The sequence below is a fragment of the Acinetobacter sp. YH12155 genome (genome assembly GCF_013418255.1).
GTDB lineage: Bacteria > Pseudomonadota > Gammaproteobacteria > Pseudomonadales > Moraxellaceae > Acinetobacter > Acinetobacter indicus.
The window spans coordinates 27602-52991 of sequence record NZ_VPCK01000017.1; the positions used below are offsets into that span (position 1 = coordinate 27602).

A 25390-nucleotide genomic window follows, 5' to 3' on the forward strand; every position below is an offset into this window, starting at 1 on the left:
TTTATTTTTTACCCCTCCAACACCGTTTCCAGCAACTCTTCACTTGGAGCGAAGTAGTAAGCGCCATCTAAAGCGGTGACAAAATGCAGTAAACGGTCATGAATACCATCTCCCGAGGTGCCAAACATACGCTCAAGCATCGCATCCAGAATGGTTAAATCCTTGGTATAGGCAATAAAGAATAAGCCTTGGTCACCTTGCCCATCCCCATACGGTAGGGAATGACGCAGAATTTCCATTTCTTCACCTTCATCATCTTCAACCACGGTACGGGCGACGTGGGCATTGTCAGGTTTCACCTCATCATCTAGCTCAATCGACTCAAGTTTGGTGCGACCCATCACTTGTTCTTGTGCATCGACTTTCAGACGTTTCCATTTATCTAAATCATGTGCATAACGCTGGGCAAAGACAAAGGAACCATCTTCAAAAATGCCGGCATCTTCGCCCAGTAAAGCGACTTCAGCACGGTCATCCGGGAATTGCGGGTTTTCTGTGCCATCAATAAAGCCGGTCATGTCGCGGCCATCAAAATAGCGGAAGCAGACCCGCTCATCCAGAACATCAACCTGATCCTGAATACCCTCAAAGAAAGACTGGCTCAGGGCAAAACAGATATCCGCACGGGCACTGGCAATATGAATGAGTACATCTGCCGGTACGACAGGCATCTGGAATGCGCCTTCAATCGGTTGTAACTGCTTAAAGCCAGCTGGAGTTTGGGAGTACAGTTGTGCCCAAAGTTCAGGTCCAAAGGCCACGGCAGTTTTAATTTGTGCATGAGGATGCTGGGTAATCAGGCGATCACGGGTATTAAAAAGATCAGCTAATTTTTCTTTTAATTGCTCAAGAGTTAAATCTTTTAAACGTAAAACAATAAAACGGGCATGATCTGAAGGTAATGGCAAGATTACAGATTGAGCTGTCATTCATGGCTCCTAAGTTTTTAATAATCAATCACTAAAACTATTGTGCCTGAACCGGTAGCAGCTTAACAGTCTCTGGATCAGATTTTTATTGCCTCTTTACTGCGCACTTAAAAGATGAATCGTCATATAATAATCTGTCATTTTTGTGGTGAATTACCATGTCTTATCAGATTTGGCTGGCCTATATGCTGGCCTGTTGGGTGATTAGTGTGTCGCCGGGCGCAGGTGCGATTGCCTCGATGTCGAGTGGGCTGAATTACGGTTTTCGTCATGGTTACTGGAATGCCATCGGGCTGCAACTGGCGCTGCTGGTACAGATTGCGATTGTGGCGGCCGGCGCGGGCGTGCTATTTGCGACCACGCCTTGGGCTTTTCTGGCAGTGAAATGGTTCGGGGTAGCGTATCTGCTGTATCTGGCCTATCTGCAATGGAAAGCGCCGGTACACTCGATTGAAATCCGGCAGGATTTACCACAGAAATCAGCTGGACGACTGCTGCTGAACGGTTTTCTGGTGAATATGAGCAATCCGAAAGCGATTGTATTTTTGCTGGCTGTCTTGCCACAATTTCTGGATTTATCCAAACCGCAGTGGATTCAATATCTGATTATGGCAGCAACCATGATTACGATTGATCTGATTGTGATGGCGGGCTATACCGGCCTGGCAGCTAAGGTTTTAAGATTGTTAAAGTCACCGCGTCAGCAGAAAGTCATGAACCGGACGTTTGCCGGTCTGTTTGCTGGTGCTGCATTTTTATTAAGTCTGGTGCATCAGTAATAGATGTTGATTTTCCCCTCTCAATGATAAAGAGGAGAGGGCTAGATGGAACCTTTCGGTTGATTGTTTAGGCCAGTTTTTTAAATTTCTGCATGGTAAAGATCAGGGCAAAAATCACCGCCATGGTCAGCACAATAGTCAGACCGGTCGAGGTATTTAAGCCGGCGCTGGACCATAAACCAACCGTTACCCCAATTTGTGCAATCACAAAAGCCCAAATCACCATCTGTTTCGGAGAATGCGCCAGCAGTCGTGCCGTGAGCGCCGGAATCACCAGCAGCGCACCCATCAATAGCGAGCCGACCGCGCGTAATGCCAGAACCGTAAACAGGGCCAGCAGCAACATAAAAATCAGACGTTGCCACTGGGCATGAATACCTTCACTGGCAGCAATATCCGGATCAATGGCAATCTGAATCTGGGCTTGCCAATACTTATATAGAACCAGCAGTGCACCGACAATCACCAGCGCAAAGATGGGTAAATCAGCCCAGGAGATCGTGAGCAGATCACCAAACAGGTAGCTGAGCAGTTCCGGGCGCAGGCTTGGAATGTGCTGGATAAACAGTAGACCGGAGCAGAGCAGGGTCGCAGAGCATAAGGCCAGCAGGGCATCATTCGGTAAGCGCGGATCATGCAGAATCCAAAGAATACCAACCAGTAATAAGGCTAAAAATGTAACGCCCATCCACAGCGGTAAGCTCAAGGCGCCGGCAATGGCCACGCCTAATAAGGTGCCATGTGCCATGGTATCGGCAAAAAAAGACATCCGGCGCCACAGCATCAGACAGCCGAGTGGCGCGGTCAGAAACACCAGTAAAGTGCCCATGATCCAGGCCGGAAGTAATAACGATAACCAATCCATCATGGTTTAGACTTCCGGTTCAGGGTGAATATGGGGACGGGAATCATGCTGACACGGCTCGGCATGGTCGCCATGCGCACAATGATCATGATGATGCTGATAGAACACCCGGTTGGTGCCAAAAATGGCCTGATATTCCGGATGCTGCTGCACGCTTTCGGGCAAGCCGCTACAGCAAATGTGTTTATTTAAACATACCACCCGATGCGTGCCTTGCATGACCCATTGCAGATCATGTGAGACCATCAGCACGGCACAGCCATATTTTTCTGGTAGGCTACGCACATAGTCATACAGCTCGGCTTCCGACTGGATATCCAGCCCCTGCATTGGTTCATCCAGCACCAGCACATCGGGTTGGCGCAATAAGGCGCGGGCCAGTAATACCCGCTGCCGTTCACCACCTGACAATTGCTGCACTTTGGAATTTTCCAGCTTGGCAATACCGGTATCGCGGATAATTTCTGCTTTTAACGTGCTGCTACATTTTTCTAAAGCCAGCAGATCCTTGACCCTTAACGGCAAGCTGTGTGAAGGATTGAATTTCTGCGGCACATAGGAGAATTTTAGTTTTTTATCGGCCAGTACTTTGCCAGCTGTGGGTTTGACAATACCGAGCATGACTTTAATCAGCGTCGATTTGCCGGCACCATTCGGACCAATGAGCGTGACAATTTCTTTCTCATGCAAAGAGAAATCGACCTGTTTTAAAATATCACGCTCATCAATCCGGACTTGAATCTGTTCAAGGCGAATCAGCGGCGCAGGACTTAGCGTTTGCTGGCGCAGTGCTGACATAAACCAGAAATCTCGATAATACTGTGATGGGCGGTGAAGTGGTCCGAAGCTGACAGCTCTGCCAGTTGCTGCAGTAAACCCTGCGCAGAAGCTTCTTTGACCACTTTGCATTCGGTGCAAATTAAAAACGCCGCCTGATGGCCTTCGCGCGGATGGCAGCAGGGAATATAGGCATTAATAGAAGTTAAACGGTGAATCAGCCCTTTTTCTAATAAAAAGTCGAGGGTGCGGTACACGGTTGGTGGTGCCGCCGGACGATCTGACTCACTTTTAATTTTGGCCAGCAGGTCGTATGCCCCCATCGGGCCCGAGGCATTTAAAATCAGTTCCAGCACTTCACGACGAAGTGGGGTCAGGCGAGCACCTGTGGCGGCACAGAGACTTTCGGCTTCAGCAAGACGCTGCTCAATATTTTGATGGTCGTGCACGCCATGTAATGCATCATGATGTTCATGAGAACATAAGCTCATAGCTACCCCAAGGAAATGTAGGAGGAAAATCGGACATTAAATTTTAACATGAAGTATAGTCAGATTCGATTATACATAGGTATTTTTGTTATTTTGTTATAATATAACATCTATCCTGTTTTATGATTTTGCGCTCATGTCCCGTTTTTTCGCCTTCTGTGCTCTGGCTTTGTTCAGTACCTTGAGTTGGTCTCAAAGTCTTGTTATTTCGACACAGCCGATTTATCTGATTGCCAAGGAAATTACACAAGGCATAGAAACCCCGACCTTATTATTGGCCGACCAGACCGGACATGATGTCAGTTTGACTCCTGCACATCGCAAGACCATTCAGGATGCAGGTCTGGTGATCTGGCTAGGCAAAGCGCATGAAGCGCCTCTAGAAAAACTGTTCAGCAATCAGAGCAAAGCTATTTCATTGCTAGATTCTGGCATTTTGCAAACGCTACCACAGCGTAGCCCTCGTGGTGCAGCATTAAAAGATACGGTCGACTCGCATGTCTGGCTTGATCCGAACAATGCCATTCGTATTGGCTTTTTTATTGCGGCCTTGCGTTCCCAACAGGTGCCTGAGCAGCGTGAACAGTACTGGGCCAATGCCCGTGCCTTTGCCCAAGAGCTGCTCCTGACCGCAGACAAGTTTAAAAGCAAAGCCTCGGCCAAAGCCTACTGGTCTTATCATGATGCCTATCAATATCTGGAACGTCCGCTGAACCTGAAGTTTGCCGGCGCACTGACCCATGATCCGCATGTCGCTCCGACGGTGGCGCAAATTAAATATATGAATGATCATCGTCCAAACACGAAAATGTGTTTACTGGCCGAAGGTCATGCCAGCAAGAGCCAGTATCAGCGCCTGAATCCGATTGTGTTTCAAATGGTCGACGAAAGTATGAGTGGGGCAGGGGACTTTGTGCAGGCCTGGCAGAAATTGGCTACCCAAACGCAAAAATGTGTAATAAATGCGCAAAAATAGCGCGTTTTGGCGGCAAATTTGAATTATGACAATACGGTTACAGTTGTGCAAAAAAATACGACTAAGATCGGGAAAAGATTGCATGTTCAGGGGTGTAACTCTATAATGCCTGCGATAAAAAACGATCATCAGTTAAACTTGTCAAGCATTTATGCTGTGAGTGGAAAGTAAATGAGCCGAACTAGTCGCTTGATTGACCGACGATTAGCGAAAGCTTTGGTCTTCTTGCAAGCATTCATGATACCTGTTGCTGCATTGATTGCCTGGATATTCAAAGATGCTACAGCCGCCTTGAGTGCCGCACTTGGTGCATTGGTATGTTGGGTTGCAAGTTGTTATTTTTCCTGGCAGTCGTTCCGCGCAGCAGGCGCGAGAGCATCTAAACAAGTTCTGTCGAACATGTATAGGGGCATGCTCGGTAAGTTTGCGATTGTGATCGTAGGATTCATTTTAATTTTAAGCAATGTCGAGCCGTTGTCTCCGGTTGCATTGTTTTGTGGTTTTATTCTCGTTCAGGCCATGTCGTGGGTCGCTCCGTTTTGGGTGTCACGTCTACAAAAACGAGTATAGGCGCAGCAAAAATTGAAAAGTTTTTAGGAGATGAGCGAGATATCAAGCAGCACGCGATATTCGTTCCCTCTTTTGTTTTTGACATTGACCAGGTGTGATTTATGGCTGCTGAAGAACATGCCCTTACTTCGACCGAGTATATCAAGCATCACTTGACCAACATGACGTACGGCAAAATGCCAGACGGTTCATGGAAGTTGGCTGAGTCTGCTGAAGAAGCTCAACAGATGGGGTTCACTGCTATTCACTTGGATTCAATGGGTTGGTCTATCGGACTTGGTCTGATCTTCTGTTTATTGTTCTGGATTGTCGCGAAAGCTGCAAATTCAGGCGTGCCTGGTAAATTCCAGTCAGTAATTGAAGTGATTATCGAGTTTGTAGATTCAAGTGTACGTGATACCTTCCATGGGAAGTCTCGATTAATTGCACCCTTAGCATTAACCATTTTCGTGTGGATTTTCCTCATGAACTTGATGGATTTAATCCCTGTTGACTTTATTCCTTATGTAGCTCAACAGGCGATTGCATCTATGCTGGGTGTGGACCCTCATCAGGTTTACTTTAAAATTGTTCCGACTACAGATCCAAACATTACCTTAGGTATGTCTATTTCTGTATTCTTCTTAATTATTTTCTATAGTATTCGTGAGAAAGGTGTTGGCGGCTTCGTTGGTGAGTTGGCACTTAACCCATTTAACCCAAGTAATCCAGTTGCTAAAGTGCTTTTAATTCCATTCAACTTATTGTTGGAATTGACTACTTTCTTGGCGCGACCAGTTTCATTGGCTCTACGACTGTTCGGTAACATGTATGCGGGTGAGTTAATCTTCATTCTTATCGCGTTATTACCGTTCTGGATCCAGTGGGCATTGTCTGTGCCTTGGGCGATTTTCCACATTTTGATTATTACGCTACAAGCATTCATTTTCATGATGTTGACAATCGTGTACATGAGCATGGCAAGCGAAAAGCATTAATGGTATGGCCTAACTGTCATCGGGCGGTTGGGCACACAATTTTTTAACTTAATTTGGTATAAAACCTAACCTCTGAGGAATTTTTCATGGAACTCACTTTAGGTCTAGTTGCAATTGCATCTGCTATCTTGATCGCTTTCGGTGCTTTAGGTACTGCGATTGGTTTTGGTCTTTTGGGCGGTCGCTTCCTTGAAGCTGTTGCACGTCAGCCAGAATTGGCTCCACAACTTCAAACTCGTATGTTCTTAATCGCGGGTCTTCTTGATGCTGTGCCTATGATCGGTGTTGGTATTGGCTTGTTCTTCATCTTCGCTAATCCATTTGTAGGTTAATCAGCTTAATTCCCAAAAATCCACTATTTGAGGAATAGCAATGAATATCAACCTCACATTGATTGGCCAAGCGATTGCATTTGCGATTTTCGTCGCATTCTGCATGAAGTTTGTATGGCCACCACTAATCAATGCGATTAGTGAGCGTCAGCGTCGCATCGCTGATGGCTTAAATGCTGCTGAAAAAGCAAAAGCTGACCTTGCTGATGCGCAAGCACAAGTTAAGGCAGAGCTAGACGCAGCGAAAGCACAAGCGGCTCAATTGATCGAACAAGCGAACCGTCGTGCAGCACAATTGGTCGAAGAAGCGCGTACTCAAGCATCTGCTGAAGGTGAGCGTATCCGTCAACAGGCGAAAGAAGCTGTTGATACTGAAATCAATGCTGCTCGCGAAGAATTACGTCAACAAGTCGCTGCTTTGGCAGTTGCCGGTGCTGAGAAAATTCTTAGCCAGCAAGTTGACGCAGAAGCTCACAATGCCATGCTGAACCAGCTGGCTGCTAAACTTTAAGCGAGGCGAAATATGGCTGAACTCTTGACGTTGGCACGCCCATATGCGAAAGCAGCATATGCTTATGCCTCTGAGCAAAGTGCAACTGACAGTTGGTCACAAGCACTAGCATTGCTCAGTGCTGCGGTACAAGACGAAGCATTTTCAGCTTACTTAAATCGCCCTGAGCTTACTCCTGCAGAGCAGGTGAGTGTTTTTGCAAAAGTTTTAGGTGAAGACCAGACTGCAGCATTGTCAAACTTTTTGACTTTGCTTGCTGAAAATGATCGTTTGTCTTTAATGCCTGAAATTCAAGCAGAATATGAACAGCTCAAATCACAGAATAACAACAATGTGGACGTCGTAATTGAATCGGCTTTCCCATTGTCTGCTGACCAGGAACAAGTGTTGAAAGCGGCGCTGGAAAAGCGTTTCAACAGCACGGTTTCTATTGTAGTAGAAGTCAACCCGGCGTTAATCGCGGGTGTTGTTATTCGTGCAGGCGACCAAGTGATAGATGATTCTGCGCTTAACAAGCTTGAAAAAATGCGGACTCGTCTTCTTGCGTAATTGCATATAAGAAGACTGAACTTTAAAAAGATTGAGGTATAGCGCAATGCAACAACTGAATCCATCCGAGATCAGTGCGCTCATTAAACAGCGTATCGGCGATCTGGACACCAGCGCGACCGCTAAAAACGAAGGTACCATTGTTATGGTATCCGACGGTATTGTGCGCATTCACGGTCTTGCTGATGCAATGTACGGTGAAATGATCGAATTCGACGGCGGCTTATACGGTATGGCACTGAACCTAGAACAGGATTCAGTGGGCGTCGTTGTTTTAGGTAACTACTTAGGCCTTCAAGAAGGTCAAAAAGCTCGTTGTACAGGTCGTGTATTAGAAGTTCCGGTTGGTCCAGAACTTTTAGGCCGTGTCGTAGATGCTTTGGGTAACCCAATTGATGGTAAAGGCCCAATTGATGCGAAATTAACTGATGCTGTAGAAAAAGTAGCACCAGGCGTAATTTGGCGTCAATCAGTGGATCAACCTGTACAAACTGGTTATAAATCAGTAGATACAATGATCCCAGTTGGCCGTGGTCAGCGTGAGTTGATCATTGGTGACCGTCAGACTGGTAAAACAGCTATGGCGATCGATGCGATCATCGCTCAGAAAAACTCTGGCATTAAGTGTGTATACGTAGCAATTGGTCAAAAACAATCGACTATCGCGAACGTAGTACGCAAGCTGGAAGAAACTGGCGCTATGGCGTATACCACTGTTGTAGCAGCAGCTGCAGCTGATCCAGCAGCAATGCTGTATCTGGCGCCTTATGCTGGCTGTACAATGGGCGAATACTTCCGTGATCGTGGTGAAGACGCGTTAATTATTTATGATGATTTGTCTAAGCAAGCTGTTGCTTACCGTCAAATTTCATTGCTTCTTCGTCGTCCACCAGGTCGTGAAGCTTACCCAGGTGACGTATTCTATCTACATTCTCGTCTACTTGAACGTGCTTCTCGCGTATCTGCTGACTATGTTGAGAAATTCACTAACGGTGAAGTTAAAGGCCAAACTGGTTCATTAACTGCATTGCCGATTATTGAAACTCAAGCAGGTGACGTATCTGCATTCGTACCGACTAACGTAATTTCGATTACTGATGGTCAGATCTTCCTTGAAACATCATTATTCAACGCGGGTATTCGTCCTGCGGTGAACGCCGGTATTTCTGTATCGCGTGTTGGTGGTTCGGCTCAAACGAAGATCATCAAAAAATTGTCTGGTGGTATCCGTACCGCTTTGGCGCAATACCGTGAATTGGCAGCGTTTGCTCAGTTCGCTTCTGACCTTGACGAAGCAACTCGTAAGCAACTTGAACATGGTCAACGCGTAACTGAGTTAATGAAGCAGAAACAATATGCGCCTTACTCAATTGCTGACCAGGCTGTTTCAGTTTATGCATCTAACGAAGGCTACATGGCTGACGTTGAAGTGAAGAAAATCGTAGACTTTGATGCTGCGTTAATTTCTTACTTCCGTTCAGAGCACGCTGCGTTAATGCAACAAATCGATGAAACTGGTGATTACAACAAAGACATCGAAGCTGCAATCAAAGCAGGTATTGAAAGCTTTAAAGCGACTCAAACTTACTAATTTAGCACTTTGCTAATTAGTGTTGGTTTGGTTCACGGATCAACCTTCGAGGGCTCGAAAGGGCCTTCGAATACTAGGTTAAGCGTATGGCAAACTTAAAAGAAATTCGCGCCAAAGTAGCTAGTATCAAGAGCACGCAGAAGATTACTCGAGCGATGCAAATGGTAGCTGCTTCTAAGATGCGTCGTGCGCAAGAGCGCATGGCTCAAGGCCGTCCGTATGCCGAAAATATGCACCGTGTAATTGCTCATTTGGTACAAGCGAATCCTGAATATAAACACCGTTATATGGTTGAGCGTCCTGTGAAGCGCGTTGGCTATATCATTGTTTCTTCAGATCGTGGTTTGGCAGGCGGTTTGAACATTAACCTGTTCAAAAAAGTGGTCAAACACGTACAACAGCAACAAGAGCAGTCAATTGAAGTTCAATTTGCTTTAATTGGTCAAAAAGCGGTTTCGTTTTTTAAAAACTACGGCGGTAAAGTACTAGGTGCAACTACAAACGTAGGTGATACACCAAGTCTTGAACAGTTATCTGGTTCTGTACAGGTGATGTTAGACGCTTATGATAAAGGCGAGTTAGATCGTATTTATCTGGTGTCCAACGGCTTTGTCAATGCCATGACTCAAAATCAAAAAATCGAACAACTTGTTCCTTTAGCAGCTGCTGAAGAAGACAAGACCCTGAACCGTCAATACGGTTGGGACTATATCTATGAACCAGAAGCAGAAGAACTGCTGAATGGTTTATTGGTTCGTTATATTGAGTCTGTGGTGTATCAAGGTGTGATTGAAAACATCGCTTGTGAGCAATCTGCACGTATGGTCGCAATGAAAGCTGCGACGGATAACGCAGGTGAGCTTATCAAGAACCTACAACTTATTTATAACAAGCTGCGTCAAGCCGCGATTACTCAGGAAATTTCTGAGATCGTTGGTGGTGCCGCTGCCGTTTAACATTATTTTGAATTGAGGAGACAGCAATGAGTAGCGGTCGTATCATTCAGATCATCGGCGCGGTTATCGACGTCGAGTTTGAACGCAACAGCGTTCCTAAGATCTATGACGCTCTTCACGTTGATGGCACTGAAACTACTTTAGAAGTTCAGCAACAACTTGGTGACGGCGTTGTGCGTACAATTGCGATGGGATCTACTGAAGGTCTTAAACGTGGTTTGAACGTAACGAATACTAACGCGCCGATCTCTGTACCAGTAGGTACAGCGACACTTGGTCGTATCATGGACGTTCTTGGTCGCCCTATCGACGAAGCTGGTCCAGTTGCAACTGAAGAGCGTTTACCAATTCACCGTCAAGCGCCTTCTTATGCAGAACAAGCGGCTTCTACTGACCTTCTAGAAACTGGTATTAAAGTCATTGACTTACTTTGCCCGTTCGCGAAAGGTGGTAAAGTTGGTCTGTTCGGTGGTGCCGGTGTTGGTAAAACTGTAAACATGATGGAGTTGATCAACAACATCGCTAAAGCGCACTCAGGTTTATCTGTATTCGCTGGTGTTGGTGAGCGTACTCGTGAAGGTAACGACTTCTATCACGAGATGAAAGACTCTAACGTTCTAGACAAAGTAGCAATGGTCTACGGTCAGATGAACGAGCCACCTGGTAACCGTTTACGCGTAGCGTTAACTGGTCTGACGATGGCTGAGTACTTCCGTGATCAAAAAGACGAAAACGGTAAAGGCCGTGACGTATTATTGTTCGTTGACAACATCTACCGTTATACACTAGCAGGTACTGAAGTATCAGCACTTCTAGGCCGTATGCCATCTGCAGTAGGTTATCAGCCTACACTTGCAGAAGAGATGGGTGTTCTTCAAGAACGTATTACATCGACTAAGTCTGGTTCGATTACGTCTATCCAAGCGGTATATGTACCTGCCGATGACTTAACAGATCCATCGCCTGCTACAACGTTCGCTCACTTGGACGCAACTGTTGTATTGAGCCGTGACATCGCTTCTCAAGGTATTTACCCTGCGATCGATCCACTTGACTCAACTTCACGTCAGTTAGATCCACTGGTAGTTGGTACTGAGCATTACGAAATTGCTCGTTCAGTTCAAAACGTTCTTCAACGTTATAAAGAACTGAAAGACATTATCGCAATTCTTGGTATGGACGAATTGTCAGAAGAAGACAAACTTACTGTATACCGTGCACGTAAGATCCAACGTTTCTTCTCTCAACCGTTCCACGTAGCTGAAGTATTTACTGGCGCGCCTGGTAAACTTGTACCGCTTAAAGAAACGATTCGTGGCTTTAAAGGTCTTCTAGCTGGTGAATACGATCACATCCCAGAACAAGCGTTCTATATGGTTGGTGGTATTGACGAAGTGATTGCTAAAGCCGAGAAACTTTAATTAGCTACCTAATTTAGGAGGTTCTCATGGCGACTATGCAATGTGACGTTGTAAGTGTTCAGGAGTCTTTGTACTCTGGCACTGTAACTATGCTAATTGCAAAAGGTGCTGGCGGTGAGTTGGGTATTATGCCTGGCCACGCTCCGCTGGTAACTTTGCTCCAACCTGGCGCGATCCGCGTTATTTTGGAAAATGGTACAGAAGAATTAATCTATGTATCTGGTGGTGTTCTAGAAGTTCAACCGCACGTTGTTACGGTTCTTGCAGATACTGCAGTCCGTGCAGAAAACTTGGATGAAGCGGCAATTATTGAAGCGCGTAAACACGCTGAACAATTGCTGGCGAATCAAAAGAGCGATTTGGACGCTGCTGCTGCTTTGGCTGCTTTGGCAGAAACTGCTGCACAGTTGGAAACGATCCGCAAAATCAAAAACCGCGCAATGTAATTGCTGGTTTAAGATTGAAGAAACCACCCGAAAGGGTGGTTTTTTTATGTTTTTAAAATAATGAAATTTAGATAAAACCCTTTTCTAAACCTAAGATCATTTCTTGATGTATTTGCTGGGTAAGCTCTTCAATTTTATTTGAAATTTCCATAGCATCTTTAAAGTCATTTGTTTTTAAAAGTTCATTTAGTTTTTTCAACTGTTCTGATGCTTGCTGAATATTCTGTGGTTTGGAGAAGTCCGAGAACAGGTTGAGATTAGATTGAATCGCTAAAATATTAAGCTGTTGTATTTTTTGATAATGATCAGTCTTAAATTTTTGATTTTGGTAATTTTTTAGTAAAATTTGATCATCTGATGACGATCTATTTCCCATTTCTTTTAAGATTTTCATTGTATCCCATACAGGATCTTTAGGATTCTGTTGATGCTCAAATTCTAAATAGTAGATCCAATCCTGTAATGTGTCAGCATTTAAATTTTTTAGTCGACGATCATTTTTGAAACTTAAAACTTTTAAATAGTTCAGATTTTTTAATTCACTTTGCTGAAGTAAATATTGTGATTTAGCTGTTAACTTTAAGACTGGTTCTTGCAAGTAAGATTGAGTTGTCTTGTGTTTTTTATAGTAATCGACAATATTTTCCTGCATAAGTTGGTTTTGAGTATTTAAAGCCTCTATCTCTAACGCCACGATTTCCTGAAACTCAGGTGAAATGAAATTTAGAGAATTTAAAGTTTCAATATTATTGTTGTTTGAGGAAATTACTTTAGGTGTATTTTTTATAATAACTAAAAGCATTTGATCTAAGTAGTTTTTAGATATATCTACTTTGGGGTAAGGATCTAAGTCAGGAATTTCCATATTTAGTAGAAATTTTTCATAAATGATCCAATCTTGTAAACGCTTGTCCTCAGCAGAAGTTTGAAAGGGTTGCCGAAGCAAGCTAATGATCTTATCGTAACCTAAACTTTGCGCCGTCCAGAATATGACCCCACAGAAGAGACAGAGGATGACTAAAACTTTTTTCATAGGATCTTTTATTTTTTGATATTGAATTGATTATATGAATATTTTTTTAAATGTATATTTGAAATTCAAAAATTCAGGGTCTATCTATAAGTTTCACTCTATATAGGAAACACAAAGTTCCCCATTCCCCACAATCGTTACCTTAAATATCTCATTAAATCCTTCATCTAAACTTGGGATTTCTAGCTTTTTATACATCGCTCGAAAGCCGACTACAGGAATTATAATTTTATTATTTTATGCCTAATCCTTGTATGGCTTTTAAAACCAACTCCTTTCTAATATTAGGAGTCATTCCATCTTTCATCTGCATATTCAGCACATAAGGAATAACTTCACCTTTTGATGTTTCAATCCATCCAACCAGCCAACCGACATCATAAGGCTGTGCTGTTCCCCAACCAGTTTTGCCATATAGTGTGTAATGTGCATGACTTTCAATCAGCAACATCTCTTTAACTGTTTGTTGGGTTTCAAGTTTAAACGGCAGGGTATGGGTCGACAGTTTAGAAATAAAGTCTAAAGATTGCCTTGGTGTAATTTCTAAAGGCCCATCGAGCCAAAAACGGTCGATAACATTGCCCATCTTTTCATTACCATAATGCACACGTTTTAATTCAGCTTGCATCAGTTCAGATCCGATACGCTTTGCAATCTCTTGATAGACAGGTACAGTCGATAATTGTATGGCTTCAACCATCGTCATATCTTTTTGCCAATGTGCATAGGCTCGAGGCTGACCGTCCCATTTAAACACTTCGGTTGGATTGGTTTTTTGATGCTCCAGTGCAATTAAGGCATTTAAAATTTTAAAGGTTGAGGCAGGAATAAAACGTTGGTCAACGCGATTGACTTGATTACCTGTGATCACTATTTGGTTATTCTTTTGAAACAATAAAATCCCTTCAGTATTGGCTTGCTTAAAATCTGCTGCAATTTCGGAATGAATTTGACTCGGAATTTGAAGATGTGTTGCAGAAGTTGATGCTGTAGATGCGCAAGCTGTAAGTAAGCAGCTACTGAGTATGACAATAAGTAGATTGATATTCTGTTTCATATTATTTGGCTTCAAGTGGGACAACTGAAAACTCGCCATTGCCTATAATCTTTACCTTAAAAATTTCATCAAATCCTTCATCTAAACTTGGAACTTCTAGCTTTTTATAGGTTGCACGAACACCGACTTCAGGAATATTGGCTTTACCCATACGGTGGCTATTTCGCTCCAAAGTACTGTTTAAGTCAGTTTCAAAATAATAAGAAATGACTTCAAAACCAGCATCCTTTGCTCTTTGAATATAGAGCGCGGTCTGCTTTGATCTGGTTAGTGTTATCAATCACCATTTTGATTTTAGAGGCAAGTCCCCCTTCAAAAATAATATTTTCACGATGTCGTGTTTTTAGCATATCCAAATTAATTCGCAAATGACTATGCGCCAAATTCAGCAAATAAAAACTCGACTTTCCAGACGCTTGAACATTAGAAAATAAAATTAATTTGCATAAAAACAGCCTGAAACATGCCAAGCTGTTCTCATAAAAATAGAATTTAGAGCTGTTCAGGATATTCCTTATGCTCACCACCCTGATAAGTCGCAAAACGCGGCTGTTTACGTTCAAACACCGGTGCTGGACTCGGCCATGGCCATTCACCGAAATGGGTGTCGCGGTAACGTTTAAAGGCAGCGTTCAGTTCATCTTCACTATTTAGTACAAAAGGCCCGCGCATGGCTACCGGTGCACCAATTGGTTCACCTTCAAGCCATAGAATCCGGGATTCGAGTAGTCCACCTTTTAAATGAATCTCGGCATCCGATTTCAATTCGGCCAAATGTTTCACGTCCATCTGCTGACCTTCAAGCTCTAAACTCTTACCCTGATAGAAATAACAGAAGCGGGTCGAGCTGGCGCTGGTGGCTGGAATAGTGACTTCAGCTTCGGGCGCTAGGGTAATCAGGTAAATATTCACCTTGTTTTCAGCGGGTGCTGCCCATGAATGAGGTGGACGTGGCAGGGCATCGGTTTCTTTAAATTGACCGGAAATCACCCGGATATCAGCTTTCTGGCCTGCCGCATTGGCTTCAATTACATGCGGAATCTGCTCGCGCCATAACATTTTATAATCAGCTGGCTGTTGCTTCTGCTCAGGCGATGAATTAAACCAGATCTGGAACAGTTCCATTGGGTTGGCTTGGTCTTCATGCACGAGTGGAAACATCTCGCAGTGTTCGACGCCATTGCCGGTGGTCAGCCATTGCACATCTCCAGCGGCATAGCGACCGGCATTGCCGAGTGAATCAAAATGATCGACCACGCCTTGTTCCACTAAGGTAATGGTTTCAAAACCGGTATGTGGGTGCTCAGGGAAACCGGGCACCACATTGCCATAATACATATTGTATTCTTTATTTTGTGGTGGCGTTTGCGGACCCAGTTGGGCATTGCCAGCCGGAAAATGATCCAGATGATGGGCACAGAAGATAAATGGATCTTTCAGATCTAAACGGAATGTCACCGGTACAACAGAATAAATCAGTGGATGCTGCATGGCAGACCTCTTATTTTTAAATGAACTCATTATTTTTTTTAAATTTTAACCATCAGAATCAGACCAGAAACTGTCTGAATCAGACAAGCTCACCACCCAGATGGGCAGTGAGCCTGAAAATCAGGATTCAGTTGCTGCCTGATTTTCAGTGTCAGTGTTTGCGCTTTCAGTATTTTCAGAATTCTCTGACTGTAACAGGATGCTGGCCAGTTTCACCATTTCAGACTGTACTGTGCCCATCTGCTGCTGAATTTTGGCAAAATCCACTTTGCTGAGGTCAATCTGACCATTTAAAAATGGCGAAGCCAGAACCTGTTCATTGGCTTGCAGAATGTTCTGGCGAATATTGTCAATTTCCTGACTTTTTAAATTCAAACTGTTTAAGGCGCTATTAAAGCCCTGTAATTGCTGTTGCAATTTGCTGGCTGCGCTTTGTAGCTGTTGATGATCCTGACTGTTGACGGCCTGTTGCAGCTCGGTCTGGGTCTGGCGTAACTGCTCGACATACTCACCGGCTTTCAGCTGCATATCAGCCACATCGCGCACAATATAAAACATATTGCCGCTTTTTAAATCGGCTTGTGGCGCAGGGCTTTGCTGCTGGGAGGTGATTTCAGTGTCCGGATCGGCTTCCGAAACCGGAGCGCTGGGCTGGTCACAACCGACCAGAAGTAGAGCTGAAGTCAGCAGGCCAAAGGGCAGGAGAAAATGGGAAAAGGCGCGTTTCATGACAAGATCAATCACAATTTTTATCTTGCAGTTTAATATAGGGGCTTTAATTAAATAAAAAACAGATTGTTGCAAAGCAATAACAATTTTCCAGGGCAAACAGGCGGTGTGATGAGCGTGGCTTATGGATGTCTAGATCTATAAAAAAAGAGGGCCGCGACCCTCTTTGTTACTGTAAACAATTAACGCGCCAGTTCGGCATTAATCGCATCGACAATACGTGGGTCATCGGCCTGAATATCTGGGGCAAAACGTGCCACCACTTCGCCTTCTTTATTGATCAGGAATTTCTCGAAGTTCCATAGCACTTCAGGTGGTTCATTTGGGGTCAGACCATAATCCACCAGATCTTTCCACCACGGGCCTTCACCGATTCGCTCAGGAATGGCTTGAGTCAGGCGGGCATATAGCGGATGTTTATCTTCACCCACTACCGAAATTTTGGCAAATAACGGGAAATCTACCTGATAATTCAGCGAACAGAACTGCTGGATTTCTTCATTGCTGCCGGGTTCTTGCGCCAGAAAGTCATTGGCCGGGAAGCCCAGAATTTCCAGACCTTGTTCTTTTTTCTGCTGATAAAGCTTTTGCAGACCTTCATATTGCGGCGTCAGACCGCATTTAGAAGCCACGTTTACAATCAGCAGCACCTTGCCTTGATACTGGTTCAGTGTGGTTTCTTCACCCTGAATGGTCACGACCGGAATGTCATATACAGATGCCATGTGTTTATCCTAAAGTGATTTATTGTCGTTCTCTGTTGTAACGGGCTTTGCCCAATCCCGCAAGACCTATTGCTGCGGCTTTTGGCAGATTTTTGTATAGCGCTGTGTCAATGCGGCATATTTTAAGCAGGTGCGGAATCCCAGCAAAGTGGAGTGATGGAGCAATTTGAACGCAGCACAAGATTTCACTGTCGTGAACTGCCCCAAAGCAGTTAAATTGGACTAGAATGAGGGTACAAGGAAAGTTTAAAAATAAAGTGAAAAGGCATTCATTCAGCGCAGGAAGCAGCGTCTGCTTCAGGCCGATCGACTCAACAAGGAACAGAATATGACACAGCAAGAAAAAATGCTGTCTTGGGCCATTCTTTTACCGGTCAGCGCGGTACTGATCTGGTCACTGAATATTGTCGTGACCCGCTATGTGACCGACTTTATCTCGCCGGTGAGCATCAGTTTTTATCGCTGGTTTTTTGCCTTTCTGATTCTGACCCCGTTTATTTTGCCGCGGGTGATCCGTGAACGCGCCCTGATTGTACCGCATCTGAAACAGCTGGCAGTGCTGAGTGCCTTTGGACTGGTGCTGTATCAGGGACTGGCCTATACCGCTGCGCATTACACCACCGCCACCAATATGGGCATTATTAATGCCTTTATTCCGATTTTTACCATTTTTGTGTCGATGCTGATTCTGCGCGATATTCCGAATCGCTACGCCATTATTGGCAGCCTATTGTCCTTTGCCGGGCTAATCTATGTGATGGGGCAGGGCAATCCTTGGGGCTTGCTGCATGCCGGTGGTCAGTGGGGCGATCTGCTGATGATTATTGCCGTGTTTTTCTATGCCTTTTACGGGGTTTTTCTGAAAAAATGGCAGCTGCAGATTCCGTTAATGCTGAGCCTGTATGTGCAGATTCTGTTTGCACTGCTGTATCACCTGCCGTTTGTGGCCTGGTTGGGTCTTGATGCTATCAATATGGCCAATGCCGGCAGCGTGATCTACGCCAGTATTTTTCCTTCATTAATTGCCCCTTTGGTGTGGATGATGGCGATTCAGCGTCTGGGACCGAACCGCACCAGTATCTTTATGAACCTGATGCCGGTGTTTACCGCTTTAATTGCCTTTGTCTGGTTAAAAGAGGCCTGGACCATTTATCACAGTATTGGTGGGGCGATTATTCTGTTCGGAATTGTGCTGGCCCAGAAAAAAACTGTGGCGCCAGTGCTGCTGAAAGCTAAATAATTGCCTAAAAAACGAACAAACAAACTTAATTTTTTGCTTGAATGATCTCGTGAATAAAGGCAAATAGACTTTAGTCGAGGAGAGTAGCTTTTAGCTTCTTTAAAAAGCACTTTAAAAAGAGCAAGATAATTTGAACTTTTTCAAATAATGGTTGATTAATCATAGGTTTAAGCTGCTTTTTAAGAGCTAAAATATATTTGTTTTTTTTAAACTGTTCACCCATAATACGCTCCATCGCAGATCAGCGACTGTTGCTGATTTGCCCAGAGATTTCGATACCCTCTGGATGTGATTGATACACATCCTTTTTTATGCTCAACCATCCCTATATGGTTGAGCTTTTTTTTGCCTGAAATTTCTTTCATTTCTGGCCCGATCTTCAGTCACGAATCACGGCACCGGTTTCAGCATCCAGAATACGGCTAGGTAACTGGCTGAGTCCCAAATCGCCATTTAAATAATTCAGCTGATTGCCAAAATACTGGCTGGCCTCTTGCAGGGAGCGCGCCGGTTCCTGTCCGGCCGGATTGGCACTGGTCGATACAATAAAGCCGCTAAAGGCATGACATAGCGCGACACAGAGCGGATGCGTGGTTACACGTACCGCGACTTTAGGATGCTGGCCTTTAATCCAGCTGGGAATATGCTCACCTGCCGGCAACAACCAGGTGGTAGCACGCTCTGCGGGTGGATTGAGCCAGGAGTCGATCACCTGTTGACGCTGTGGTTCGGCCAGGTTGTGCAGCAAATGTTCTACCTGGGAAATATGACCTGCCAATAAAATCACGCCTTTTTCAATCGGACGCTGTTTCAGTTGCAGAATCTGCATAAAAGCATCTTGGTTATACGGGTCACAGCCGAGACCCCAAACTGCCTCTGTAGGATAGGCCAGCACCTGTCCTTGCTGTAGACAAGTGGCTGCTTCGGCAACAGAGGTTGTAATCATGTGGTACACCTTTCGAGGTTATGCGGGGTGTACTATTGTGAACCTTATTGCGATGGACGACAACGCAGATATAGCCCCGATTGCTGCATTGCCATCCCGAGCAGCTCCAGTTCCATTAACTGAGCGGTTAAATGGGCGGTTTCCTGTTGCAGTTCGCTGGCCAGCTGGTCCATGTTTTTACCAACCCAGTCCAGCTGGCTGTATAGGGCCAGCAGATGTTCGGGCAAGGTCGAGTGGGTAGCTGTAGATGCTGTACCGGATGAGGTCGCCTGCTGTTGACTCAGCCATTGGGTTGGCAAGGCCAGATCTTCAATGACCTGTTCCGGATGATCAACCAGAATCGCGCCTTCCCGAATCAGTTGATGGCAGCCCTGATGAAATTCACTGTAAATATGTCCCGGAATGGCAAACACGGTTTTACCTTGCTCGGCCGCCAGTTTGGCGGTAATCAGCGAGCCGCTGTCCAGCGTGGCTTCGGCTACAATCACTCCCAGGCTAAGTCCACTGACAATGCGGTTACGCCGTGGAAAATGCTGCTGTAGCGGTTTGGTCTGTGGCAGGAACTCACTGATAATAGTGCCATGCCGTTGCAGAATCTGGTCACGCAGACCCTGGTGTGTGGCCGGGTAGGTGAGGTCGAGACCAGTACCCATCACGGCAATGGTACGTTGATGTTTCAAGCCACCCTGATGGGCTGCTTCATCAATGCCTTGCGCTAGGCCACTGTTAATAAAAAAGCCTTTTTCACTTAAATAATAGGCAAAGTCATAAGCCACCTGCCGGCCATGCGGACTGGCTTTGCGACTCCCAACAATTGCCACTTGCGGCTGAAGTAAAGGTTGCGCCTGTCCCTGACCAAATAAAATTGGTGGCTTGTCGGTATAGGGCAGCAGTTGGGTGGGGTAACCGACATCTTCGGGAATAAGAATAAAATCGGTATGTTGCTGGACGCGCTGCAGCAAGTGCTGGAAGTCGGCTTGTGCCTGTGCTTGATGAAAATCCCGTGCGCGTTGCAGATGGTTCTGATGCAGTCCCAGTTCTGCCCAGCGCTGTAGGTTGCCGGCTTCGGTGGCCGCAGTGGCCGAACCGAAGTGCCGGATTAATTTATAAAAGCTGGGGAGTGAATGCTGAACCAGATACCACAGGCGAATCGTTGCGAGATGACCGGGTGATATCGTATTCAGCATGGCTCATCCCTCAGTCTTAATCTTCCATAATCGGTGGCTGAATACCGGCCCCGACTTTAATTGGTAGTTCGCTGTCCAGAATATAGGCATAGCTGAGCTGGTCAAAGGTTTTAAAGACCATGGCATAGCCAATACGCTCGCCTGGCAGCTGCACCCGTTCACGGGTTTTCGGATCGGTGACCACTTCGCCTTTTTGAGTTACCGCAAATACATGACCGGATTGCACGCCGTGCGCCTGACCACGGTCAATGGTGACCACACTGTGTTTAGCTGCGGTACCAATTGAACCCATCACGCGTACCACCTGGCCATCTGCTGCAATGTGTTCGGCATTGGTCGGGTAGAATAGGGTTGGTAACATCGGGTCATATTCTGGCAGTACACGATCGCCACGACGCACTTCGGCATTGTAGGTATCGGTCAGTTCCAGGGTGGTAATATCATTTTCACCGCGTACTGCAATACCGGATGCAACCTGAGTCAGCTCCAGACCGGCATTGTATTTTTTACCGTTGGCATCGGTGAAGATATACGGTTCGCCTTCACGATACACAGCATAACGCTGGCCAACTTGCAGACCCTGACCGCGGGCATAGACATTCTGGCCTTTGGCCGCCAGGACACGCTGATCCGCCGTGCCTAAAATATAAGGCGTCTGTTGCAAAGATTCAGGGGCAATAATGCTGGTACGTTCCAGCCAGTGCTGGATGTACTCTAACGGAATTACCGGAATGGTATTGTTGAGCGATTCAACCCGGATTTGCGGCTGCAGGCTGGTGGTGTCGCCGGTATAACGACGGATAATGCCTTCACAGCCATCACCTTCATCTTTACCAATGATCGGGCGGCCATCATAGGTACACATCAGCAGGCGATCTCCCGGGAAAATCCAGTGCGGATTTTTCACGTGCTTGTTGCTGGCCCAGATTTCACGCCAGCGCAGCGGGTTTTGCAGAAACTTCTTGGAAATATCCCACAGCGTATCGCCTTTTTTCACCACATACACATTTGGTGCATTGGCCTGTAAGGTCGGTGGGTTGATATTGCGTGCCGGTGCGGCCTGTACAGTACTGACTGCGCCCACCCCAAAACTGAAACAGACAGCAAGTGCCAGCGCCTGCTGTTTTAACCCCAAGGCACGAAAAGAAGATGTGCCCTTCAAAACCTTTTTCATTATCATAATTCCTAAAATTATGTATGTAGTTGCGTTATAATAACGATCTTACATACATTTTTTCGATGAAGCATTCCTTCATTCGGTTATTTGACCAATGGCAAAGCTGAGGACGTAATATGGCCTTATTACCTATTTTAAGTTTCCCCGATCCCCGTCTTCGTACCATTGCACAACCCGTCGAAGAAGTTACTGATGAAATTCGTCAGCTCGCCGCAGATATGTTTGAAACCATGTATGAAGCGCCCGGCATCGGGCTGGCTGCAACGCAGGTTGACCGTCATATTCAGCTGATTGTTATGGATCTGTCTGAAAACAAAGACCAACCGATGGTATTCATTAACCCCAAAATTACCCCATTGACTGAAGAAACCCAGCCTTATGAAGAAGGCTGCTTGTCAGTGCCTCAAATATACGACAAAGTTGAGCGTCCGTCACGTGTAAAAATTGAGGCAATTAACCTTGAAGGTCAAGCATTTGAGTTAGAAGCGGACGGACTTCTCGCTGTCTGTATCCAACATGAAATGGATCACTTAAATGGTAAGCTTTTTGTCGATTATCTGTCGCCATTAAAGCGCCAGCGTGCCCGTGAAAAAGTCGAAAAAGTGGTGCGTCAGCGTCAGAAAGTGGCGGTTAAACGCTAAACAGCCCTGCGACCAAAAGATCAGGACAAAACAGCCCAATTTCGATTGGGCTTTGTTATACTTGGGCCAGTCAAAAGCAGGAATATATGTTTGTTGATTCGTAGTGGTTTACTGCTCTCACTGATGGCAGTATTTTTACAGATTGCTGTTTTTTTACAGCCTTTGCTGCCGAAAGCCTATCAGGTGGCACCGGTCTGTGAAACCATTACGCGTGCGCTTTTATTGCCGGTTGATCATTCAGCGCATGGACATGCCCATTCCGAACATCTGTACAGTCAGCATCAACCAGTCATTTCAGATGACGGGCATAATCATCATGATGCCAATCATCAATGCCAGTACTGTACCGTGTACGGCAATCTCGTTTTACCGCCAGAACTCAGTGTGAAAGAAGTGTTTGATCGTATTCAAGTGCGTTTTATCGCTTTTGAAAAAGCTTTCCAGCATGTCTGGTTTGCACTGCAACGACTATTTCTTATTCCTCAGGGTAGGGCACCGCCACTGTTTGCATAAAACCGCGTTTGTTTTGCTTGGGTCTTGAATGACTTAAGCCGTGTTTTATATGTATTCCAGTGAGAAATGAAAAATGGCTCAGCCAAAATTCTTTTTACAGCCTCTTGCGGCTGCGATTTGTGTTGCTTGTTATTCACCAGTTGTGTTTGCAGAAACCCCAACACCCGTCCAAAGTCTGGCACCTATTGTGATGACTGCGCATCAGGGCAATGATGCCAACGGCCTGATTGTCCGTGCCGATCCGAAACAGCCAATTCAACCGATTCCAGCCACCGATGGCGCAGATTATCTGCAAAGTATTGTCGGTTTTAGCGCGGTCAACAGTGGCGCTGGTACCAATGGCGATGTGACTTTCCGTGGCATGTTTGGTTCGCGGATTAAAATTCTGACCGATGGCACAGAAAACCTGGGTGCCTGTCCGAGTCGTATGGATTCACCGACCTCCTATATTTCACCAGAAAGTTATGACCAGATTTCGGTAATTAAAGGCCCACAAACCGTGCAATATGCCAATACCGGCTCAGCTGCCACCGTGATTTTTGAGCGCCGTCCGGAACAGTTTGATGAAGATCAGCACTATCGTGGTCAACTGAGTGTGCTGGCCGGTTCATTTGGCCGTCTGGACCATAATATTGAGGTTGCAGCAGGCGACGAGCAGAAATATATTCGCCTAAATAGCAACCGTTCGGTATCGAATAGCTATCAGGATGGTGAGGGCAATACCGTGCCATCGGACTGGGAACGTTGGAATGCTGATGTAGCACTGGGCTGGACCCCGGATGCAGATACCTGGGTCGAACTGACTGGGGGGAAAGCCGATGGTGAAGCGGTGTATGCTGGCCGGATGATGGATGGTTCTAAATTTGCCCGTGAAAGTCTGGGTTTACGCGTTGAAAAACAGAACGTCACTGATGTGATCAAGAAAATTGAAGCGCAGGTTAACTACAACTTTAATGATCATGTGATGGATAACTATAGTTTGCGTCAGTTTAAGCCGACCATGATGATGCCAGAAGAAACGGCTACCAACGTGGCGCGTAAAACCTTAAACGCACGTCTGGCAGTGACACATGAGTGGGATCAGCTGGATTTTATTACGGGTATTGATACTCAAAATAATGAGCACACAATCCGTAAGACCGATACAGAAAATAATATTGCCTATCATGCCTTACCACGTATCAAAGATATGAAGTTTCAGTCTGTTGGCGCTTTTGGTGAGTTGGGTTATCAGCTGAGTGAGCAGAATCGTTTGGTGGGCGGTGTTCGTGTTGATCAGGTTGAAGTAGATGCGGTACAAAGCACACAGCAACGTCAGGAAACCTTACCGAGTGCCTTTATCCGTTTGGAAAACCAGCATCCTCATCATGATGCTAAAACCTATATTGGTTTAGGTTATGTAGAACGGATGCCGGATTACTGGGAATTATTTAGAACTGATTTGAATGGTGTCGAAGGTTCGACATTTAAGTATTTGGAGCCAGAAAAAACGTTACAGTTAGATATTGGCTATCAGCATGAGCATGGTGCCTTTAGTTCATGGGCATCAGCATATGCAGGTTTGATTAATGATTTTATTCTGATGACCTATGATCCAACTGAACAAGTTCCAATGATGAAGAATGCAGCAGACTCACGTAATGTTGATGCCACCATTGCTGGAGCTGAGGTGGGGATAGGGTATCAGTTTACTGATGCTATTCAAGCAGATGTCAGCGCAATGTATGCCTGGGGTGAAAACACCACTGACAATACGCCGTTGCCACAGATTGCACCGCTTGAAGGTCGTGTAAACTTACGTTATATCCAGGATCGTTATACCTTGGGGGCCTATTGGCGAATCGTGGATGGTCAAAACCGGATTAGCCAGAATCAGGGCAATATCGTAGGTTATGATCTAAAAGAAAGTGCAGGTTTCAGCACTTTGTCCTTAAACGGCACATACCATCTTTCCGATGGGGTTGATCTTTCTGTGGGAATCGACAACGTTCTAGATAAGACGTATACCGAACATCTCAATAAAATGGGGAATGCAGGTATTGGTTTAGCCGCCAACGAGCAATTCAATAATGTGGGCCGTAATTATTGGGCACGAATGAGCTTTAAATTCTAATTAGCTCGAAATGCAGACAAAAAGCAGGGCGAAAGTCCTGCTTTTTATTTTTAAAATTTTATAAAATTTATTTATTTCAATAGCTTAATATAAATTGATATTTCCAAATAAAATAACGAATATTTTTCTTAAAATATTTTTTATAAATAAAACAATTATTTATAAATTTTTTGGATTATAAAATAAACACACGTTTCAGAAGTTTTAAAAAAGGTGTTGCAACCCCTCTGAAATCCTGTAGAATGCACATCCATCGGCGGTGATGTTGATAAAAACTTGTTGATAAACAAGGGTTTAGCCAAAATGGTTGAGTTCTGGTTTAGGTGGTAAGTTTAGAAATAAAATCAACATTGCATGTTGACTTTCTA

General features: G+C 45.1%; 28 protein-coding genes and 1 pseudogene. 15 read left to right on the forward strand and 14 right to left on the reverse strand.

The annotated features are described in order from the left end of the window. Positions 1–8 precede the first annotated feature (8 nt). Complete coding sequence (locus tag FTU86_RS10885; protein ID WP_005181383.1) at positions 9–929, reverse strand: Dyp-type peroxidase; 921 nt, start codon at positions 927–929, stop codon at positions 9–11. 158 nt (positions 930–1087) lie between these two features. On the opposite strand from FTU86_RS10885, the gene FTU86_RS10890 reads away from it, so the two are divergent. Further along, the gene (locus tag FTU86_RS10890; RefSeq protein ID WP_005181385.1) at positions 1088–1708 is read left to right on the forward strand and encodes a LysE family transporter; all 621 of its coding nucleotides are present in this window, start codon (positions 1088–1090) and stop codon (positions 1706–1708) included. 67 nt (positions 1709–1775) lie between these two features. On the opposite strand, the gene znuB is transcribed toward FTU86_RS10890, so the two are convergent. Genes znuB through FTU86_RS10905 form a run of 3 tightly spaced genes read right to left on the reverse strand, consistent with a single transcriptional unit; the run spans position 1776 to position 3841 of the window. Continuing rightward, positions 1776–2576, reverse strand: coding sequence for a zinc ABC transporter permease subunit ZnuB (znuB, locus tag FTU86_RS10895; RefSeq protein WP_016658980.1), 801 nt, complete (start codon positions 2574–2576; stop codon positions 1776–1778). Positions 2577–2579: 3 nt separating this feature from the next. Beyond that, positions 2580–3371 carry a zinc ABC transporter ATP-binding protein ZnuC gene (znuC, locus tag FTU86_RS10900; protein ID WP_016658981.1) on the reverse strand — a complete coding sequence of 264 codons (792 nt, stop codon included), beginning with the start codon at positions 3369–3371 and terminating at the stop codon, positions 2580–2582. After that, complete coding sequence (locus tag FTU86_RS10905; protein WP_005181393.1) at positions 3344–3841, reverse strand: transcriptional repressor; 498 nt, start codon at positions 3839–3841, stop codon at positions 3344–3346. Before FTU86_RS10905 ends, znuC begins: the two co-directional genes overlap by 28 nt. Before the next feature lie 136 nt (positions 3842–3977). Between FTU86_RS10905 and FTU86_RS10910 the strand changes: the two genes are divergently transcribed. From FTU86_RS10910 to FTU86_RS10955, 10 genes are all read left to right on the forward strand, one after another. Then, complete coding sequence (locus tag FTU86_RS10910) at positions 3978–4817, forward strand: metal ABC transporter solute-binding protein, Zn/Mn family (protein WP_016658982.1); 840 nt, start codon at positions 3978–3980, stop codon at positions 4815–4817. Between the two features lie 171 nt (positions 4818–4988). Further along, the gene (locus FTU86_RS10915; RefSeq protein ID WP_005181400.1) at positions 4989–5387 is read left to right on the forward strand and encodes an ATP synthase subunit I; all 399 of its coding nucleotides are present in this window, start codon (positions 4989–4991) and stop codon (positions 5385–5387) included. A gap of 101 nt (positions 5388–5488) precedes the next feature. Next, positions 5489–6364, forward strand: coding sequence for a F0F1 ATP synthase subunit A (gene atpB, locus FTU86_RS10920; protein WP_004970145.1), 876 nt, complete (start codon positions 5489–5491; stop codon positions 6362–6364). 86 nt (positions 6365–6450) lie between these two features. After that, entirely contained in the window at positions 6451–6696 is a 246-nt protein-coding gene (gene atpE, locus FTU86_RS10925) for a F0F1 ATP synthase subunit C (protein WP_000424060.1), read from the forward strand. 40 nt (positions 6697–6736) lie between these two features. Continuing rightward, complete coding sequence (locus FTU86_RS10930) at positions 6737–7207, forward strand: F0F1 ATP synthase subunit B (RefSeq protein ID WP_005181403.1); 471 nt, start codon at positions 6737–6739, stop codon at positions 7205–7207. Positions 7208–7219: 12 nt separating this feature from the next. Then, a complete protein-coding gene (locus FTU86_RS10935) occupies positions 7220–7756 on the forward strand; it encodes a F0F1 ATP synthase subunit delta (protein ID WP_005181408.1) in 537 nt (178 codons plus the stop codon). Positions 7757–7802: 46 nt separating this feature from the next. Beyond that, positions 7803–9347 carry a F0F1 ATP synthase subunit alpha gene (gene atpA / locus FTU86_RS10940; RefSeq protein WP_005181412.1) on the forward strand — a complete coding sequence of 515 codons (1545 nt, stop codon included), beginning with the start codon at positions 7803–7805 and terminating at the stop codon, positions 9345–9347. Between the two features lie 86 nt (positions 9348–9433). Beyond that, complete coding sequence (gene atpG, locus FTU86_RS10945) at positions 9434–10303, forward strand: F0F1 ATP synthase subunit gamma (RefSeq protein ID WP_005181426.1); 870 nt, start codon at positions 9434–9436, stop codon at positions 10301–10303. Between the two features lie 26 nt (positions 10304–10329). Further along, positions 10330–11724 carry a F0F1 ATP synthase subunit beta gene (gene atpD, locus FTU86_RS10950; RefSeq protein WP_104490036.1) on the forward strand — a complete coding sequence of 465 codons (1395 nt, stop codon included), beginning with the start codon at positions 10330–10332 and terminating at the stop codon, positions 11722–11724. 26 nt (positions 11725–11750) lie between these two features. Next, positions 11751–12170: a F0F1 ATP synthase subunit epsilon gene (locus FTU86_RS10955; protein ID WP_005181432.1), complete on the forward strand. Its 420-nt coding sequence runs from the start codon at positions 11751–11753 to the stop codon at positions 12168–12170. Between the two features lie 67 nt (positions 12171–12237). Here the strand turns inward: FTU86_RS10955 and FTU86_RS10960 are convergent, their stop codons facing one another. From FTU86_RS10960 to FTU86_RS10985, 6 genes and pseudogenes are all read right to left on the reverse strand, one after another. Then, on the reverse strand, positions 12238–13203 hold the full coding sequence (locus tag FTU86_RS10960) for a hypothetical protein (protein ID WP_168391259.1): 966 nt from the start codon (positions 13201–13203) through the stop codon (positions 12238–12240). Between the two features lie 232 nt (positions 13204–13435). Further along, complete coding sequence (gene blaOXA, locus FTU86_RS10965) at positions 13436–14260, reverse strand: class D beta-lactamase (protein ID WP_180036891.1); 825 nt, start codon at positions 14258–14260, stop codon at positions 13436–13438. A 1-nt stretch (position 14261) separates the two neighbouring features. Beyond that, a pseudogene (locus FTU86_RS10970) lies at positions 14262–14715 on the reverse strand (AAA family ATPase). Between the two features lie 37 nt (positions 14716–14752). Next, positions 14753–15751: a pirin family protein gene (locus tag FTU86_RS10975; RefSeq protein WP_168405856.1), complete on the reverse strand. Its 999-nt coding sequence runs from the start codon at positions 15749–15751 to the stop codon at positions 14753–14755. A gap of 120 nt (positions 15752–15871) precedes the next feature. Next, entirely contained in the window at positions 15872–16480 is a 609-nt protein-coding gene (locus FTU86_RS10980; RefSeq protein ID WP_160241814.1) for a hypothetical protein, read from the reverse strand. Positions 16481–16662: 182 nt separating this feature from the next. Continuing rightward, complete coding sequence (locus FTU86_RS10985) at positions 16663–17205, reverse strand: glutathione peroxidase (protein WP_005181445.1); 543 nt, start codon at positions 17203–17205, stop codon at positions 16663–16665. Positions 17206–17533: 328 nt separating this feature from the next. On the opposite strand from FTU86_RS10985, the gene FTU86_RS10990 reads away from it, so the two are divergent. After that, positions 17534–18445 carry a DMT family transporter gene (locus FTU86_RS10990; RefSeq protein ID WP_005181447.1) on the forward strand — a complete coding sequence of 304 codons (912 nt, stop codon included), beginning with the start codon at positions 17534–17536 and terminating at the stop codon, positions 18443–18445. A 70-nt stretch (positions 18446–18515) separates the two neighbouring features. On the opposite strand, the gene FTU86_RS13865 is transcribed toward FTU86_RS10990, so the two are convergent. The 4 genes from FTU86_RS13865 to FTU86_RS11010 form a co-directional block, all read right to left on the reverse strand. Next, complete coding sequence (locus FTU86_RS13865) at positions 18516–18668, reverse strand: hypothetical protein (RefSeq protein ID WP_228152267.1); 153 nt, start codon at positions 18666–18668, stop codon at positions 18516–18518. Between the two features lie 156 nt (positions 18669–18824). Continuing rightward, on the reverse strand, positions 18825–19391 hold the full coding sequence (locus tag FTU86_RS11000; RefSeq protein ID WP_005181449.1) for an L-threonylcarbamoyladenylate synthase: 567 nt from the start codon (positions 19389–19391) through the stop codon (positions 18825–18827). A 44-nt stretch (positions 19392–19435) separates the two neighbouring features. Continuing rightward, the gene (gene dprA / locus FTU86_RS11005; protein ID WP_180036892.1) at positions 19436–20578 is read right to left on the reverse strand and encodes a DNA-processing protein DprA; all 1143 of its coding nucleotides are present in this window, start codon (positions 20576–20578) and stop codon (positions 19436–19438) included. A gap of 16 nt (positions 20579–20594) precedes the next feature. Then, positions 20595–21752: a LysM peptidoglycan-binding domain-containing protein gene (locus FTU86_RS11010; protein WP_168384812.1), complete on the reverse strand. Its 1158-nt coding sequence runs from the start codon at positions 21750–21752 to the stop codon at positions 20595–20597. A gap of 119 nt (positions 21753–21871) precedes the next feature. On the opposite strand from FTU86_RS11010, the gene def reads away from it, so the two are divergent. The 3 genes from def (at position 21872) to FTU86_RS11025 (ending at position 25022) form a co-directional block, all read left to right on the forward strand. After that, positions 21872–22396 (forward strand): peptide deformylase, encoded by a 525-nt coding sequence (gene def, locus FTU86_RS11015; protein WP_005181462.1) that lies wholly within the window; start codon positions 21872–21874, stop codon positions 22394–22396. A 90-nt stretch (positions 22397–22486) separates the two neighbouring features. Continuing rightward, positions 22487–22909 (forward strand): DUF2946 family protein, encoded by a 423-nt coding sequence (locus tag FTU86_RS11020; protein ID WP_180036893.1) that lies wholly within the window; start codon positions 22487–22489, stop codon positions 22907–22909. Between the two features lie 73 nt (positions 22910–22982). Then, positions 22983–25022 (forward strand): TonB-dependent copper receptor, encoded by a 2040-nt coding sequence (locus FTU86_RS11025; RefSeq protein WP_180036894.1) that lies wholly within the window; start codon positions 22983–22985, stop codon positions 25020–25022. Positions 25023–25390: the final 368 nt, after the last annotated feature.